Source organism: Lutibacter sp. Hel_I_33_5 (genome assembly GCF_007827455.1).
In the GTDB taxonomy this organism is placed as follows: Bacteria; Bacteroidota; Bacteroidia; order Flavobacteriales; family Flavobacteriaceae; genus Polaribacter.
The window spans coordinates 2,153,192-2,169,779 of sequence record NZ_VISM01000001.1; the positions used below are offsets into that span (position 1 = coordinate 2,153,192).

The 16,588-nt window shown below is 30.5% G+C and carries 17 protein-coding genes and 4 tRNA genes; 10 read left to right on the forward strand and 11 right to left on the reverse strand.

The window, feature by feature from the left end:
- The first annotated feature begins 65 nt into the window (after positions 1 to 65).
- The 3 genes from OD91_RS09420 to OD91_RS09430 all read left to right on the forward strand — a co-directional run bounded on the left by OD91_RS09420 (position 66) and on the right by OD91_RS09430 (position 676).
- Positions 66 to 139 (forward strand) — tRNA-Asn (locus tag OD91_RS09420).
- A gap of 357 nt (positions 140 to 496) precedes the next feature.
- A tRNA-Gly gene (locus tag OD91_RS09425) sits at positions 497 to 568 on the forward strand.
- Between the two features lie 22 nt (positions 569 to 590).
- Positions 591 to 676, forward strand: a tRNA-Leu gene (locus OD91_RS09430).
- A 35-nt stretch (positions 677 to 711) separates the two neighbouring features.
- On the opposite strand, the gene OD91_RS09435 is transcribed toward OD91_RS09430, so the two are convergent.
- From OD91_RS09435 to pdxA, 8 genes are all read right to left on the reverse strand, one after another.
- A complete protein-coding gene (locus tag OD91_RS09435) occupies positions 712 to 1,122 on the reverse strand; it encodes a hypothetical protein (protein WP_144896137.1) in 411 nt (136 codons plus the stop codon).
- Positions 1,123 to 1,323: 201 nt separating this feature from the next.
- Entirely contained in the window at positions 1,324 to 1,785 is a 462-nt protein-coding gene (locus tag OD91_RS09440) for an Lrp/AsnC ligand binding domain-containing protein (RefSeq protein ID WP_144896138.1), read from the reverse strand.
- Positions 1,786 to 1,880: 95 nt separating this feature from the next.
- Positions 1,881 to 3,218 carry an acetyl-CoA carboxylase biotin carboxylase subunit gene (gene accC, locus OD91_RS09445; RefSeq protein WP_144896139.1) on the reverse strand — a complete coding sequence of 446 codons (1,338 nt, stop codon included), beginning with the start codon at positions 3,216 to 3,218 and terminating at the stop codon, positions 1,881 to 1,883.
- A gap of 97 nt (positions 3,219 to 3,315) precedes the next feature.
- The gene (gene accB / locus OD91_RS09450) at positions 3,316 to 3,795 is read right to left on the reverse strand and encodes an acetyl-CoA carboxylase biotin carboxyl carrier protein (RefSeq protein ID WP_144896140.1); all 480 of its coding nucleotides are present in this window, start codon (positions 3,793 to 3,795) and stop codon (positions 3,316 to 3,318) included.
- 31 nt (positions 3,796 to 3,826) lie between these two features.
- Positions 3,827 to 4,822 (reverse strand): beta-ketoacyl-ACP synthase III, encoded by a 996-nt coding sequence (locus OD91_RS09455; protein ID WP_144896141.1) that lies wholly within the window; start codon positions 4,820 to 4,822, stop codon positions 3,827 to 3,829.
- Positions 4,823 to 4,976: 154 nt separating this feature from the next.
- Positions 4,977 to 5,174, reverse strand: a complete 198-nt coding sequence (rpmF, locus tag OD91_RS09460; RefSeq protein ID WP_144896142.1) for a 50S ribosomal protein L32 — start codon at positions 5,172 to 5,174, stop codon at positions 4,977 to 4,979.
- Between the two features lies 1 nt (position 5,175).
- Positions 5,176 to 5,712 (reverse strand): DUF177 domain-containing protein, encoded by a 537-nt coding sequence (locus tag OD91_RS09465; RefSeq protein WP_144896143.1) that lies wholly within the window; start codon positions 5,710 to 5,712, stop codon positions 5,176 to 5,178.
- Positions 5,713 to 5,793: 81 nt separating this feature from the next.
- Positions 5,794 to 6,828: a 4-hydroxythreonine-4-phosphate dehydrogenase PdxA gene (gene pdxA, locus OD91_RS09470; RefSeq protein ID WP_144896144.1), complete on the reverse strand. Its 1,035-nt coding sequence runs from the start codon at positions 6,826 to 6,828 to the stop codon at positions 5,794 to 5,796.
- Positions 6,829 to 6,886: 58 nt separating this feature from the next.
- Between pdxA and OD91_RS09475 the strand changes: the two genes are divergently transcribed.
- Entirely contained in the window at positions 6,887 to 7,471 is a 585-nt protein-coding gene (locus OD91_RS09475) for a riboflavin synthase (RefSeq protein ID WP_144896145.1), read from the forward strand.
- Here OD91_RS09475 and OD91_RS13730 read toward each other — a convergent pair.
- From OD91_RS13730 to OD91_RS09490, 3 genes are all read right to left on the reverse strand, one after another.
- Positions 7,468 to 7,653, reverse strand: a complete 186-nt coding sequence (locus OD91_RS13730) for a PID-CTERM protein-sorting domain-containing protein (RefSeq protein ID WP_144896146.1) — start codon at positions 7,651 to 7,653, stop codon at positions 7,468 to 7,470. The genes OD91_RS09475 and OD91_RS13730 overlap by 4 nt on opposite strands.
- Before the next feature lie 106 nt (positions 7,654 to 7,759).
- Positions 7,760 to 7,833 (reverse strand) — tRNA-Ile (locus tag OD91_RS09485).
- A 60-nt stretch (positions 7,834 to 7,893) separates the two neighbouring features.
- Positions 7,894 to 8,865 (reverse strand): polyprenyl synthetase family protein, encoded by a 972-nt coding sequence (locus tag OD91_RS09490; RefSeq protein WP_144896147.1) that lies wholly within the window; start codon positions 8,863 to 8,865, stop codon positions 7,894 to 7,896.
- Between the two features lie 125 nt (positions 8,866 to 8,990).
- Here OD91_RS09490 and OD91_RS09495 point away from each other — a divergent pair, with 125 nt between their 5' ends.
- From OD91_RS09495 to OD91_RS09520, 6 genes are all read left to right on the forward strand, one after another.
- Positions 8,991 to 9,590: a TetR/AcrR family transcriptional regulator gene (locus OD91_RS09495; RefSeq protein WP_144896148.1), complete on the forward strand. Its 600-nt coding sequence runs from the start codon at positions 8,991 to 8,993 to the stop codon at positions 9,588 to 9,590.
- A 46-nt stretch (positions 9,591 to 9,636) separates the two neighbouring features.
- Complete coding sequence (locus OD91_RS09500; protein ID WP_370511745.1) at positions 9,637 to 10,947, forward strand: TolC family protein; 1,311 nt, start codon at positions 9,637 to 9,639, stop codon at positions 10,945 to 10,947.
- Positions 10,948 to 10,954: 7 nt separating this feature from the next.
- Positions 10,955 to 12,127 (forward strand): efflux RND transporter periplasmic adaptor subunit, encoded by a 1,173-nt coding sequence (locus tag OD91_RS09505; protein ID WP_144896150.1) that lies wholly within the window; start codon positions 10,955 to 10,957, stop codon positions 12,125 to 12,127.
- Positions 12,128 to 12,150: 23 nt separating this feature from the next.
- On the forward strand, positions 12,151 to 12,525 hold the full coding sequence (locus OD91_RS09510; protein WP_144896151.1) for a four helix bundle protein: 375 nt from the start codon (positions 12,151 to 12,153) through the stop codon (positions 12,523 to 12,525).
- Between the two features lie 13 nt (positions 12,526 to 12,538).
- Positions 12,539 to 16,015 carry an efflux RND transporter permease subunit gene (locus OD91_RS09515; RefSeq protein WP_144896152.1) on the forward strand — a complete coding sequence of 1,159 codons (3,477 nt, stop codon included), beginning with the start codon at positions 12,539 to 12,541 and terminating at the stop codon, positions 16,013 to 16,015.
- A gap of 66 nt (positions 16,016 to 16,081) precedes the next feature.
- Entirely contained in the window at positions 16,082 to 16,552 is a 471-nt protein-coding gene (locus OD91_RS09520; RefSeq protein ID WP_144896153.1) for a regulatory protein RecX, read from the forward strand.
- Positions 16,553 to 16,588: the final 36 nt, after the last annotated feature.

Sequence of the window (16,588 nt, forward strand, 5' to 3'; positions counted from 1 at the left end):
TTTTTGGCAGTGTATTAAAAAGGTATATATTTGCACTCGCAAAACACAAAATTTGTGATGCAAACTCCTCCTTAGCTCAGCTGGTTAGAGCATCTGACTGTTAATCAGAGGGTCCTAGGTTCGAGTCCTAGAGGGGGAGCAAAAGCCATAACTATTTAGTTATGGCTTTTTTATTGACTAAATAATTTGTTTAGTATAAGTAAGTTATGTGTTTTACGGATTAAAAATTTATAACTTACGTATGTTAACATTCGAAATCATTGATTTTCATCTTCATTATTTTTTATGATTAGGTAATAAAAAGTATTTTTTTTGTAGAAAATTTAAGATGAGTTGTCATTTTTTTATTTGTGGTTTAGTCGTTAATTTTTTCGAATAAAATTTAGATTAATTTTATTCAAAAAATAATTTTTAAATTCAAAAAACTTTATATATTTGCACCTCTCTTATAAAAGCTCATTAAGCTTGTAGAGATTGTTCTTTAATATACGACTACGCGAAAGTAGCTCAGGGGTAGAGCATCACCTTGCCAAGGTGGGGGTCGCGGGTTCAAATCCCGTCTTTCGCTCTATACCTTATAAAATACCAATGCTGAAGTGGTGGAATTGGTAGACACGCTGGACTTAAAATCCAGTGGGCAGTAATGCCCGTATGGGTTCAAGTCCCATCTTCAGTACAAAAGCCTTAACAGAAATGTTAAGGCTTTTTATATTATAAATAGTTTCTAATAAATCGAATCTTTTTCACCTTTAGACTGTCTTGAGATAAATAGACAATTTTCCACATTTTTTTACTGTACCGAATCGAATCTTTATATTCTAAGATTAAAATATTATTTACTTTATTAAATATCCATTTCCCCGATTTTTTAGGAGTTTTATATTTTAATGAAGGATGTGAGTAAGAAAGAAACAATGTACTGTCTCTATTAAATCTATATTTACTTCTGCTTTTAACAGCATTGCATTTTTTGTTTTCAAATACTTTAGCTTTTCTACTGTCTGAAATTATCTCCCAACAATTATTTACTAAAGAATTTATTTTTTGCTCTTGAGTGTTTGCCTTTTGAATATTAAAAAAAGAAATGAGGGAAATTAAAAGAATAATACCTTTTATTTTCATGATAACTGATACTTTAGGCAAAATTAAATGCGCAAAGATTTTTTAAATATTTATAAAAATTAAATATTTAATTAAGTACAGTTTTTTGACTTGGATATGTGATGGAGGAGATATATTTGGGGTTGCAAACAAATTGTGAATAACAATACTGGAGGTTGTTATTTGAATGGCTCAAAGATACAATTTTAAAATTAATAGTATTTAAACCTTAATCTGACGTTTAATTTGTTGATCTAAAGAAATAAAAGTTTCTGTTCTAGAAACCCCTTTAATACTTTGAATTTCTTTATTCAATAAATTCATTAAATCCTCATTATTTTTACATAGAATTTTAATGAATACAGCGTAATTACCAGTAGTATAGTGGCTTTCTACAACTTCTGGAATTTCTTTTAGTCTTTTAATAGCTGAAGAATATAAGCTAGATGAATCTAAAAATACGCCTACAAATGCTGTAGTATTATATCCTAAGGCTTTTACGTTTATAGATAAATTATAGCTTTCAATTAAATCAGATTGTTCTAGTTTTCTTAATCTTTGATGAATAGCTGCACCAGAAATACCTACTTCTCTTGCAATACTAAGAATAGGTGTTCTTGCATTTTCTACTAATCGTTTTATGATCGTTTTATCAATTCCGTCTATTTTTAATTTTAAAGCCATGAAGTTATAGATTATAATTGGTAAATATAAAAAAAATAGAGAATACAAACTGTATTCTCTATTTTGATTTATTTTATAAGAAATAAATAGGTTTATTATTTCATTTCGAAATCCTCCATAAATTTAGTTGTGTAGTTACCTGCAACATAATCTGGATGATCCATTAATTGTCTATGAAATGGAATGGTAGTGTTAACTCCTTCAATTACAAATTCATCCAAAGCACGTTTCATCTTATTAATTGCTTCTTCTCTGGTTTGAGCTGTTACAATTAATTTAGCAATCATAGAATCATAGTTCGGCGGAATCATATAACCAGCGTATACGTGTGTGTCCATTCTAACTCCGTGTCCACCTGGTGCATGAAAAGTAGTTATTTTTCCAGGAGCTGGTCTAAAGTTATTGTAAGGATCTTCAGCGTTAATTCTACATTCTATAGAGTGTAATTTCGGAAAATAATTTTTTCCAGAAATTGGCACACCAGCAGCAACTAAAATTTGCTCTCGAATTAAATCGTAGTTCACAACTTCTTCAGTAATTGGGTGTTCTACTTGAATACGAGTATTCATCTCCATAAAGTAGAAATTTCTATGCTTATCAACTAAAAATTCTACAGTACCAGCGCCTTCATATTTTATATATTCAGCAGCCTTAACACCAGCAGCACCCATATTCTCTCTCAATTCATCAGTCATAAATGGAGAAGGAGTTTCTTCTGTTAATTTTTGATGACGACGTTGAACAGAACAATCTCTTTCTGATAAATGACATGCTTTTCCAAAAGAATCTCCAACAATCTGAATTTCTATATGACGTGGTTCTTCAATTAGTTTCTCCATGTACATATCATCATTTCCAAAAGCAGCCTTAGATTCATGTCTTGCAGAATCCCAAGCATCTTTTAAATCCTCAGCTTTCCAAACAGCACGCATTCCTTTTCCACCACCACCAGCAGATGCTTTAAGCATTACTGGATATCCAGTTTCAATAGCAAGTTTTTCACACTCTTCAAAATTTTCAATAACACCTTCACTACCAGGAACACAAGGGACTCCAGCAGCTTTCATAGTAGATTTTGCATTTGCTTTATCTCCCATTTGGTCAATCATTTCTGCAGAAGCACCAATAAATTTAATATCATGCTCTTCACATAATTTAGAAAATTTAGCGTTTTCAGATAAAAATCCATAACCAGGATGAATAGCATCAGCATTTGTGATTTCTGCTGCCGCAATAATATTTGACATTTTCAAATAAGATTCACTACTCGGTGGTGGGCCAATACAAACAGCTTCATCTGCAAACTTTACATGTAAACTTTCTTCATCTGCTTTAGAATAAACAGCTACAGTCTTTATGCCCATTTCTTTACAGGTTCTAATTACACGTAATGCAATTTCACCTCTATTGGCAATTAATATTTTTTTAAACATATCTTTTTAGTTTATTCGTTTGTTTAGTTATTTAGGAGTTTAAGGAATAGCTAATGAGCTTCTAAACTTCTAAACTTTTAAACTTTTAAACTTAATGTTATGATGGATCTACTAAGAATAATGGTTGGTCAAATTCTACCGGAGAAGAATCGTCTACTAAAACTTTAACAATTTTACCTGAAATTTCAGATTCAATTTCGTTAAATAACTTCATTGCTTCAATAACACAAACCGTATCGCCTGTATTAATTGTGCTACCAACTTCTACAAACATAGGTTTGTCTGGAGAAGGTTTTCTGTAAAATGTACCAATGATTGGCGATTTTATAGTAATGTATTTAGCATCTTCAGGCGAACTTTCTGAGTTCGTTGTTTCTGCAATTGGCTGAGCTACGGCAATAGGAGCTGGTGCAGCTTGTGGTATTTGTGCTATAGGAGCAGCTTGTACAATGGTAGTTTCTGTTTTTTCAGAACCAGTTTTTATTGTAATCTTTATATCTTCCATTTCTAACTTTACCTCGCTAGCGCCAGATTTAGCTACAAATTTTATAAGACTTTGAATTTCTTTAATATCCATATTCTTAGTTTTAAAAGTTTTTTAGTTGATTTTATGAATTATATGCCCATTTTAGATAAATAGCTCCCCAAGTGAAACCGCCACCAAATGCTGCAAAAATTAAATTGTCTCCTTTTTTCAATACTTTTTCATAATCTGCAAGTAATAATGGTAAAGTTGCAGAAGTTGTGTTTCCGTATTTATGGATGTTCACCATTACTTTTTCTGATTCTAAACCAACTCTATTAGCAGTAGCTTCAATAATTCTATTGTTAGCTTGATGAGGAACTAACCAATCAACATCGTTTTTGGTTAAATTATTTCTATTCAGTATTTTTTCTGATACATCTGCCATATTAGAAACTGCATATTTAAATACAGTTCTTCCTTCTTGTTGAATAAAGTGTCTGCGATTTTTCACAGTTTCTTCAGTTGGTGGCATAATTGAACCACCCGCTTCAATCTTTAAGAATTCTCTTCCAACTCCATCACTTCTTAAATATTCATCTTGCAATCCTAATCCTTCTGTATTTGGTTCAAAAAGAGCAGCACCAGCTCCATCACCAAAAATGATACATGTTGCTCTGTCTGTATAATCTAAAATAGAAGACATTTTATCGGCTCCAATTAATAATACTTTTTTGTATCTACCAGATTCTATATAGCTACTGGCTGTTGACATTCCGTATAAAAAACTAGAACATGCTGCTTGTAAATCGTAAGAAAAAGCATTTACGGCACCAATTTCTGTTGCAACATATGCTGCAGTAGCTGCGACCATTAAATCTGGTGTAGCAGTAGCAACAATAACCATGTCTATTTCTTCTGGATTTAAGTTTGATTTTTGAAGTAAATCTTCTGCGGCTTTAATAGCTAAAAAAGAAGTTCCTTTGCCTTCTTCTTTTAAGATTCTTCTTTCTTTTATTCCTGTTCTGGTAGTAATCCACTCATCGTTAGTATCTACCAAAGTTTCTAACTCTTTATTTGTTAATACGTATTCTGGCACGTATTTTCCTACTGCGGTAATCGCTGCAGTGATTTTAGTCATAATAGTTGTTTAGTGTCCAATAAATTGGATTTCAAAGAAATGAAATTTATTTCACATTTTGGTCAAAAAAAGACGAAAAACGTTCAATTTTGATTAAAAAACGCAAAAAATCCTTCAAAAGTGAAGGATTTTTAATTTTTTATAAAGTTGTATTTTATGCTTCTGCGTTATCAGATGCATCTAATACTATTTGACCTCTATAGTATAATTTACCTTCACTCCAGTGTGCTCTATGGTATAAATGAGCCTCACCAGTTGTTGGGTCTTTTGCTATTTGTTGAGTTGAAGCTTTATAATGTGTTCTCCTTTTATCTCTTCTAGTTTTGGATATTTTTCTTTTAGGATGCGCCATCTTACTTATTTTTTTCTGTTAATAAATCTTTTAATTTATCCCACCTTGGGTCTGTTTTTTCAACAGTTTTACTTTCTTTTATTTCTAATTGTTTTAATCTTTTTAAAGCTTCTGATTCTAGTGTTCCATCAATTACTTTTGGATGCACTCTTTTTGTAGGTACAGCAAGCACTATCATTTCATAAATATATTGCGCTACATTTATCTCATAAGAGCCATGTGCAACAATAATTAATTCTTCATTATCATCATTATATTCCTCTCCAAACTTTATTAATAATGGTAATTTTCCATCTATTATTAAGTCAAAAGGTTCATTAGTTATATCGCAAGGAACATTTATGGTTCCATTTACTGTAAATGATAATTCTAATAGTGTTGGTTTCTTTACAAAATTTATTTGAACATTTAGGTTTGAATCTAAATACTCATCAAAATTAAAAGCTTCAAAGAACGTATTGTCAATTTGGTATTCAAATAAATGACTTCCTTCTTTTAATCCGACAAACTGAATGTTGAATTTTTTCAAGTCTTTCATTATCAATCTATAATTGAGCGTGCAAAGATATGAAAAAAGTTATGTAACATGGTAAAAAAAGAAAAAATATAAAGATTTTAATTACTTGACTACCAAAGGCTTTTTAGTAAGTTCTTTATGTTGGTTTCTAGTTTTAAAAATTTTGATAGCTGTAAAGAGCGCTTCTTTAAACGATGTTTCATTTGCAACACCTTTACCTGCAATATCAAAACCTGTTCCGTGATCTGGAGAAGTCCTAATTTTATTGAGTCCAGAAGTGAAATTCACACCATTTCCAAATGATAGAGCTTTAAAAGGTGCTAAACCTTGATCGTGATACATGGCTAAAACGCCATCAAATTGTTGATAGGTTTTAGAACCGAAAAAACCATCTGCGGCATAGGGACCAAAAACTATTTTTCCAGACTCTTTTATTTCTTCAACTGTCGGTTTTATAATTTCTTCATCTTCTTTACCAATAACACCTTTATCGCCGCAATGAGGATTTAATCCTAAAACAGCAATTTTTGGTTTGTTAATGGCGAAATCTTCTTTTAAAGATGCATGCATAATAGCTACTTTCTTTTTTATTAAGTCTGGCGTTATGGTTTCTGCAATTTTTGATACTGGAATATGACCAGTTATAAGCCCGATTCTTAAATTATCAGACATTAATATCATTAGACTTTCTCCTTCTAATTTATCTTCTAAATATTCGGTGTGTCCAGGGAAATTAAAACTTTCTGACTGTATGTTTTCCTTGTCAATTGGAGCTGTTAAAAGCACATCAATAGCACCTTCATTTAAATTTGTAACGGCAACTTCTAGAGAGTTAGCTGCATATTTCCCAGAAGTTTCTGTTGGATTGCCGATTTCTATTTTAATGTCTTCTTTCCAGATATTAAGCAAGTTAATTTTATTATGCGCTAGTTGATTAATATTATTTATTCCATTAACAGGAATTTCTAAATTCAGTGCTTTTTTATGATAAGAAATAACTTTTGTTGAACCAAAAATTACTGGAGTACAAAATTCTAACATTCTTTTATCTCTAAATGTTTTTAAGATGATCTCAATTCCAATTCCATTTAAATCTCCTATTGAAATACCTACAATAATTTTGTTAGTTTTGTCCATATTAACTCTTGTATAATTCCTATTTTTGAATATACAAAAGTAACTAATTTTTAATGATATGTTTACAGGAATAATTGAAGTACTTGGTAAAGTTGTAGAAATTACAAAAGAGAAAGAGAATCTTCACCTTACTATAGAAAGCAATATTACACCTGAGTTAAAAATTGACCAAAGTGTTGCGCATAACGGTGTTTGTTTAACAGTTGTTAATATTAACAAAAATCAATATACTGTTACTGCAATAAAAGAAACCATAGATAAAACGAATGTAGGAGAATTAGTTGTTGATGATTTTGTGAATCTGGAGCGAGCTATGAAGCTTGGAGATCGTTTAGATGGGCATATTGTTCAAGGACATGTTGATGAAACTGCTTTATGTACTAAAATTAAAGATGATAATGGAAGTACAATATTTAGTTTTTCTTATACTTCTGATAAAAATAATGTGACCATAGAAAAAGGGTCTATTACTATTAATGGTGTTAGTTTAACGGTGGTAAATTCATTTAAAAATGAATTCAGCGTAGCAATAATACCTTATACAAAAGAACATACGACATTTTCTCAACTTAAAGTTGGAAACAAAGTTAACTTAGAATTTGATGTAATTGGTAAATATGTGCAACGTTTAATGAGTAATTAAAACTTCCTTTTAATCTTTTTTACACCGTAAAATAAACCTGCAATTAAAAGGAAAATTGACCCACTATCTATAGGTATGCCAGGAGGTGGAGGTGGAGGAACAGGCGGAGGAACAATCTGAGAATGTCCCATAAATACAACTGTTACCACTAAAAAAAGCAGTATGTAGTTTCGTTTCTTCATTTTATATCCCCCCAGATTAAAACTTTGAAATTCAAAAGCTTCGAAAAACAAATATATTGTATTTAATAATATAAATACAAGTTTTGTTTAATAATCATATAATTTGTGGACCCACCAGGGCTCGAACCTGGGACCCTCTGATTATGAGTCAGATGCTCTAACCAACTGAGCTATGGGTCCTTTTTATAGTTGGCAAATGTACTATTATTTTTAAAAAAACTACTATTTATAAGAGAAATTTTACACTTCTCTATTCATTAAATTTAGACCAAAATCTTTTAATTTAAATTTGTTTTCTTCTGAGATATTTAAATTATCTAAAGATTGAAACGCAAGGTCTGTATAGCTTTTAATTAATTCTTTTATCAATTCAGGAATTTTATTAGCTAAAAATATATTTTTAACTTCTTCAATCTTAGTGGTATTATCTTCTAACTTTTGATTGAAAAAACTTTTAAGTTTATTTTTATCTTCAGGTGTAGATATTTCTAATGCTTTTAAATATAAATACGTTTTTTTATTTTCTATAATATCTCCACCAACTTGTTTCCCAAAAGTTTCTGGATTCCCGAAAGTATCTAAATAATCATCTTGAAGCTGAAAAGCAATACCAAGGTTAATACCAAAATTATAAATTTCATTTAAATTTTCTTCCGATGTTTTTGCTACAATTGCTCCCATTTGCAAAGCAGCACCAACTAAAACGGATGTTTTTAAACGAATCATATTAATATATTCGTCAATTGTTACATCATTTCTAGTTTCAAAATCAATATCTAATTGTTGTCCTTCACAAACTTCTAGTGCAGTTTTGCTAAAAAGTTTTGCTAAATTTTGAAAAACTTCAGGTTCATAATTTTCAAAATATTGATATGCTAAAATTAATGTAGCATCACCAGAAAGAATACCAGTATTGATGTCCCACTTTTCATGTACGGTTTTATTACCACGTCTTAATGGAGCATCATCCATTATGTCATCATGAACTAAAGTGAAATTATGAAAGACTTCTACTGCTAATGCAGCTGGAAGTGCTTTTTTATATTCTCCTGAAAAAATTTCAGCCGCCATTAATGTTAAAACCGGTCTAATGCGTTTTCCTCCTAAACCTAAAATATATTTTATTGGCAGGTATAAGTTTTTGGGTTCTTTAACCCATTTTTTACTTTCTAAATACTCTAAAAAGTCGTTTTGATAAGTAAGAATATCCAAATTTAAATTTTTTGTAAAAATACGCCAAAGAAGTTTTTTAGTCTAATAGAAATGTTAAAAAAACATTAAAACTTAGGAAACTTTTTTTGTTTCTAAAGTTTCCTGTTGTACATTTGCATCATATTATGAGAGATAAAATTTTAGAGAAATCGACAGAAATGTTCTTAAACTTAGGATTTAAGAGCGTTACAATGGATGATATTGCTGCTGCTTTAGGTGTTTCTAAAAAAACCATTTATAATCATTTTAGTAATAAAACAGATTTAGTACAAGAAGTTACTTCTACCGTTTTTGAATTTATTTGTACAGGAATAGATTTTATTCATGAGCAACAACAAAATCCAATAAAGGAGTTATATGAAGTAAAACGTTTTATAATGCATTACTTGAAAGATGAAAAATCTTCTCCCCAATATCAACTTCAAAAATATTATCCAGAAATATTTTCATCTTTAAAACATAAGCAATTTGAGTTTATGCAAGAATGTATTCAAGAAAATTTAATAAGAGGAATTAAACAAGGGCTGTTTAGAAAAGAAATTGATACTGATTTTACTGCTCGCTTATATTTTAATGGAATGTTAGGGATTAAAAATCCAGAGTTATTTCCGTTACAACAATTTTCTATGAATGATTTAATGAATTATTATTTAGAATATCATTTGAGAGGAATAGCTACTGTAAAAGGAATACAAGAATTAGAAAAACAATTAAAAGAGAAATAATCATAAAATGAAAAAGTATATATATGCATTCTTAACCCTACTTTTTTTGAGCACATTTCAAGCTCAAGAGAAAACGGCAAGTTTGTCTTTAAAAGAGGCTGTTGATTTTGCAATTGCCAACAATTACAATAATCAAATTGCTGAAAATGATATTAAAGCCGCTGAAAAAAGAAAATGGGAAACAACAACTTTGGGGTTGCCACAAATTAATGCACAAGTAGATTATCAAAATTGGTTAAAACAACAGGTATCATTATTGCCTGCAAAAATTTTAGATCCAAATGCGGCAGAAGGAGATTTTACACCTGTTACTTTTGGAACTCAACAAAACTTAAATGCTAGTGTAACATTATCACAATTATTATTTGATGGTTCTTATTTAATTGGTTTGCAATCGGCAAAAACATATTTAAAAATTTCTAATCAAGCTAAAGAGAAAACAGAATTACTTACTCGTGAAGCTGTAATTAATGCTTACGGAAATGTTTTGGTGGCGGAAAAAATGATTGAAATTTTAAAGAGGAACAAAAAAACTAATGATCGACTTTTAAGAGGCGCAAGAATAGCCAACAAAAATGGTTTAGCAGAATTAGAAGATGTAGAGCAGTTTGAAATTACTGAAGGTACTATTAAAAGTAGTATTAGAAATGCAGAAAGAATGCAAGAAATTGCATATAAGATGTTAAACCTATCAATAGGAAAAGAAATACATACTAAACTTAATTTAACTGATAGTTTAGGTGCTTTAACGTTAACAAATACGGATTTAAATTTATTGTCCTCATCTTTTGATTTAAGTAATCATATAGATTTTAAAATTGCAGAAAACGCCAGAGAGAGTAATCGATTATTAATGAAATACGAACAAAGTAAAGCATTACCGAGTTTAAGTGCTTTTGTAAACTACGGAACAATGGCAAATTCTGATACATTTTCGTTTTTTAATAATAATCAACAATGGTTTAATTCTTCATTATTAGGAGTTAGTTTAAAAGTCCCAATTTTTAGTAGTTTAAGAAGAAGTGCTAAAACTGCGCAGGCAAAAATTGCATTGCAAAATTCTGATATACAATTGGAAGAAACTAAACAACGATTAAATCTTGAAGTAGAAACTGCGAAAAGCAACTATCAATTAAGTATAGAAAATTTAGCAACCGCAAAAAAGAATTTAGAATTATCTGAAAGAATAGAGAAAAAACAACAAATAAAATTTGACGAAGGTGTTTCTAGTAGTTTCGAATTACTACAAGCGCAACAACAATTGTACGCGCAACAAAACAATTATGTGCAATCAATGTTAAACATTATTGCGAATAAAGCCAAATTAGAAAACGCATTAAACGTACCCATAAAATAAAATAACGATGAGAAGAATTTATTCATTAATACTAGTAACTGTATTTTTAATCTCTTGTGGAGGTGAAAAAAAACAATCTGTTAGTGATGTAATTGCAACTAAAGATATAAAGCAAATACAGACAAAAAAAGCAGCATTAGATAAACAACAACAAGAAGTTTCTGCTGAAATTAAATTATTAATTGACGCAATTGATAAATTAGATACTAATAAAAAAATGCCTTTAGTTTCTACCTTTAAAACTGTTGAAAAAGAATTTACACATTATCTTGAATTACAAGGAAATGTACAAACTAAAAAGAACGTTTTAATATCGCCAGAAATGAATGGTTTGCTAAAAGCTATTTATGTAAAAGAAGGTCAATATGTAAAAAAAGGACAAGTTCTAGCAAAAGTAGATGATAACGGAATGTCTAATCAATTAGCGCAAGTTGAAGCTCAGGCAGCATTAGCAAAAACTACTTTTGAACGTCAAAAACGTTTATGGGATCAAAAAATTGGATCAGAAATTCAGTTTTTACAAACCAAGACAAATTACGAAGCTCAGAAAAATGCTGTTTCTCAACTTAGAAAAACATTAGCCAAAACTAGTATTACTGCGCCTTTTTCAGGTGTAATTGATGATGTAATTATAGAACAAGGGAATTTAGTTGGTCCAGGAATGGGAGTTTTTAGAATTGTTAATCTAAGTAATATGTATATTGAAACAGATGTTCCAGAAAGCTATATTCCGAATGTAACTAAAGGAAAATCCGTGATTGTAGAATTTCCAGTTTTAGGCACAAAAATGATTTCAGCAATTCGTCAAACAGGTAATTTTATCAATCCAGCAAACAGAACATTTAAGATTGAAGTTGCTGTTCCAAATAAAGATGGAAATATCAAGCCAAATTTATCAGCAAAGCTTAAAATCAATGATTATACAAATGAAAAAGCTGTTTTGATTCCACAAAGTATCATTTCCGAAAATGGGAAAGGACAACAGTATGTTTATATCGTAGAAAACTTAAAAGATAAAATTGGTGTTGCGAAACAAGCTTTTATTTCTACAGGTAAAACGAATGGAGATGATATTGAGGTGTTATCAGGGTTGACCAATGGAGTTGAAGTGATTAGTGAAGGTGCTAGAAGTGTAAAAAATGAACAAAAAGTTGAAGTTTTAAACAATTCTAGTCTGTAGTTTTTAGACTTTAGTAATTAGCTATGGAAGAAATAAAGTTCAAATTCGAAGATTTAAAAGTATATCAAAAATCACTTGATTTTATTAATTTGATATATAAAACTTGTGAAAAGTTTCCTAAAGAAGAGAATTACAGATTGACCTCTCAATTTATTAGAGCTGCAAATTCAATAGCTTTAAATATAGCAGAAGGTTCTGGAGATACAAATTTACAATTTAATAGATTTTTGCAAATAGCAATAGGTTCTGTGAAAGAATGTGTAGTATGTGCTACAATTGCTAAAAATCAAAAGTATATATCTTTTTCAGAAGAAAAAATAATAAGAAGTTATTTAGAAGAATTATCAAAAATGATAACGAGTCTTCAAAAATACCTTAAAAGCAACACTAATGACTAAATACTAGTGACAAATGACTAATAATAAAGTAGATAAAGAGTTTGGTTTATCCTCCTGGGCGATAAATAACAAAACAACCATGTATGTGTTAATGGTTTTAATCTTAACACTAGGTATGTCGGCATTTTTTAATATGCCAAGAGAAAATTTTCCTGAGATTAGAGAAACTAAAATCTACATTAGCTCTATTTTCCCAGGGAATACAGGAGAGGATGTTGAAAAACTGATTACGGATCCATTAGAAGATAAGCTTAAAACGGTAAGTGGTGTTGTGAAAATCACATCAACTTCACAAGAAGATTATTCTATGATAATTGTTGAATTTGATGAAAGTTTATCGGTTGAATCAGCAAAGCAAAAAGTAAAAGATGAGGTTGATACAAAAACTTCTGGAGAAGATTGGCCAACATTTAACGGCGCAAAAGTAGAGCCTAATATTTTCGAATTAAGTATGTCCGAAGAAATTCCGATACTTAATATTAATATTTCTGGTGATTATCCGGTTGATAAATTAAAAGAGTTTGGAGAATATTTACAAGACGAAATAGAAGATTTACCACAAATTAAGAAAGTAGATATTCGTGGCGCACAAGATAAAGAAGTAGAGGTTGCTGTAGATATCTATAAAATGATGGCTGCAAAAGTTAGCTTTCATGATATTATTGGCGCCATTAATAATGGTAATATGACGCTTTCTGCTGGTAGTTTAATTGCCAGCGGTCAACGTAGAACTATAAGAATTGTTGGAGAAATTACAGACCCTAAGCAGTTAGAAAGTTTTGTTGTAAAGTCAGAAAGAGGGAGTTCTATTTATTTAAGAGACGTTGCAAACGTAACGTTTAAAGATAAAGAGAAAACTACCTACGCAAGAGAATATGATGTTGTTCTAGGAAAAGGAGCGCCTGTTGTTATGCTAGATGTTAAAAAGCGTTCTGGTAAAAATATGGTTGTGGCTGCTGATAAAATTCTAGAAATAGTTAAAGATGCAAAAGCCAATGTTTTTCCAACAAATTTAAAAGTAACGATTGCAAATGATCAATCTTCTAAAACGATTGGTCAAGTAGATGATTTGGTAAATAATATCATTTTCGGAGTTATTTTAGTAGTAACTGTTTTAATGTTTTTCTTAGGATTTAAAAACGCATTATTTGTTGGTTTTGCTATTCCAATGTCCATGTTTATGTCTTTAATGATATTAAGCCTATTGGGATACACCATGAATACCATGATTCTTTTCGGGCTCATAATGGGTCTCGGGATGCTGGTAGATAACGGAATTGTCGTCGTCGAGAACGCATATCGACTCATGGAAGACGAAGGTTTATCTAGTGTTGAAGCAGCTAAAAAAGGAATTGGAGAAATAGCTTTTCCAATTATTATTTCAACCTTAACAACGGTAGCAGCATTTGTTCCACTTGGATTATGGCCAGGCGTTATGGGGCAATTCATGAAATACTTTCCAATAACATTATCTGTTGTTTTAGGATCTTCTCTTTTTGTTGCAATTTTCTTCAACTCAGTAATGGTATCTCAATTTATGAACATTGAGGATAAAAACATGCCATTAAAAAGATTGACAATAATTACATCAATTTTAGGGATTATTGGTTTATTGATTTTATTCTTTGGAGGAGATTATAGAGCATTAGGAACTTTAATGGTTTTTGCCGCAGTTAATTTTTGGGTGTACAGATATATTTTACGTCCGTTAGCAAATGGGTTTCAAAACAATGTGTTACCACGTTGGGAACAATTTTATGAGAAAATTTTATCATCAGCTTTAAGAGGATGGAAACCAATTATAATCACGTTTGGAACTTTTATTTTGTTGTTTTTAGCCTTCGGTGGATTTGGTGCTTCGATTGCTAGTCAACGAACAAAAATTGAATTTTTCCCAGATAACGAACCAAACCAGATTATTGTTTATATAGAGTATCCACAAGGAACTGATATAGAAAAAACTAATAAAGTTACTTTAGATATAGAAAAGCGTGTTTATAAAATTTTAAATGCCCCAGAAAATATCGATAATGGTTATAATTTCTTAGTAGAAAGTGCGGTTTCGCAAGTTGGAGCAGGAGCAGGAAACCCTCAAACTGACGGTGGATCTGCAGCGGATATGCCACATAGAGGGAAAATAACTGCTTCTATGCGAGAGTATAAATTTAGAAGAGGAGCGGAGTCTAAAGATTTGCAGAAAAAAGTTCAGGAAGCGTTACAAGGAATTTATCCTGGAATTTCTATTTCTGTTGAAAAAGACGCAAATGGGCCACCACAAGGCTACCCAATTAATATAGAATTAGAAGGAAATGATTATGCTGAATTGATAGAAACTGCAGAAAAAATGCGTGATTTTATCAATACAAAAAGTATTGCTGGAATCGATCAATTAAAAATTGATGTGAACAAATCGAAACCTTCTATGTTGGTGAAAGTTGATAGAAAAAAGGCTGGAGAATTAGGAGTTAGTACAGGTCAAGTTGGTCAACAATTACGTAATTCTGTGTTTGGTGCAAAAGCAGGAATCTATAAAGATGATGGTGAAGATTATGATATCTATGTTCGTTTTAATGAAGAGAATAGATATAATTCAAACGCAATTTTTAATCAGAAATTAACTTTTAGAGATCAAGCTTCTGGTAAAGTAAAAGCCATTCCTGTTTCTGCAGTTGCATCTCAAGCGAATACTTCTGGTTTTAGTGCAATTAAACATAAGAGAGTTAATAGGGTAGTGACTGTTTATTCCGCTTTAGCTCCAGGTTATACAGATGCGGCGGCAATTGTTTCTCAAGTTCAAAAAGAAATGGAAACATTTACTCAGAAACCAAATGACGTTAAAATTGATTATACAGGTCAGATTGAAGAGCAAAACAAACAAATGACTTTTTTAATGGGTGCATTTTTTACTGGTTTAGGATTAATCTTTTTTATATTGATTTTCCAGTTTAATTCAGTTTCAAAACCAGCTATCATAATGCTAGCTATTTTCTTAAGTCTAATAGGAGTTTTTGGTGGATTAGTAGCAACTGGAGCGCCGTTTGTTATTATGATGACAATGATGGGGATTATCTCGTTAGCAGGTATTGTGGTAAATAATGGAGTGGTATTATTAGATTATACCCAGCTTTTAATAGATAGAAGTAAAATTGATCACTATATTGATGAAAATGCTTTTGTACCTGTGGATATATTAACAGAATCTATTATTAAAGGAGGAAAGGCACGTTTAAGACCTGTTTTATTAACAGCAATAACCACTATTTTAGGACTTATTCCTTTGGCAATTGGTTTTAATATTAACTTCTTTACGTTGTTTAGCGAGTTTAATGCGAATATTTATATTGGTGGTGATAATGTGATTTTCTGGGGACCTTTAGCTAAAACAGTAATTTACGGATTAATCATAGCTACTTTCTTAACATTAATAGTTGTGCCAATTTTATATTATTTAGTTACTAGATTTAAAATGTGGTTACGTACAGTTTTATAATTTGAATGAGCAATAAAAGAATTGAAGGGTTGAAATTATTTTCAACCCTTTTTATATTTTAGCACAATGGATAAAAAAGTGTTTACTGTTAATGAAATAAAACGAAAGTTAGAGCAGTATTGCGTTTATAGAGATCGTTGTCATAAAGAAGTGGAGCAGAAAATGAAGGAGTATAAATTAATTCCTGAAGCAAGAGAAATGATTCTTTTAAGTTTAATGCAAGATAATTTTCTAAACGAAGAACGTTTTGCAAAAAGTTTTGCAAGAGGAAAATTTAGAATAAAACATTGGGGTAAAAATAGAATTGTTAGAGAATTGAAGTTTAGAAATATTTCAGCCTATATTATGAAAACTGCCCTTAAAGAGATTGATGAAACTGAATATTCTGAAAAATTAATACAAATTGCTGTTAAAAGAAATGAAATCATAACAGAAACCAACCACTATAAAAGACGAAAAAAATTAGCTGATTACCTTTTTAGAAAAGGCTTTGAGTCAGATTTGATTTATAAAGTATTGAAAGAAGTACTAAACTAAAAAACCTCGCAATTGCGAGGTTTTTTAATAACAAGT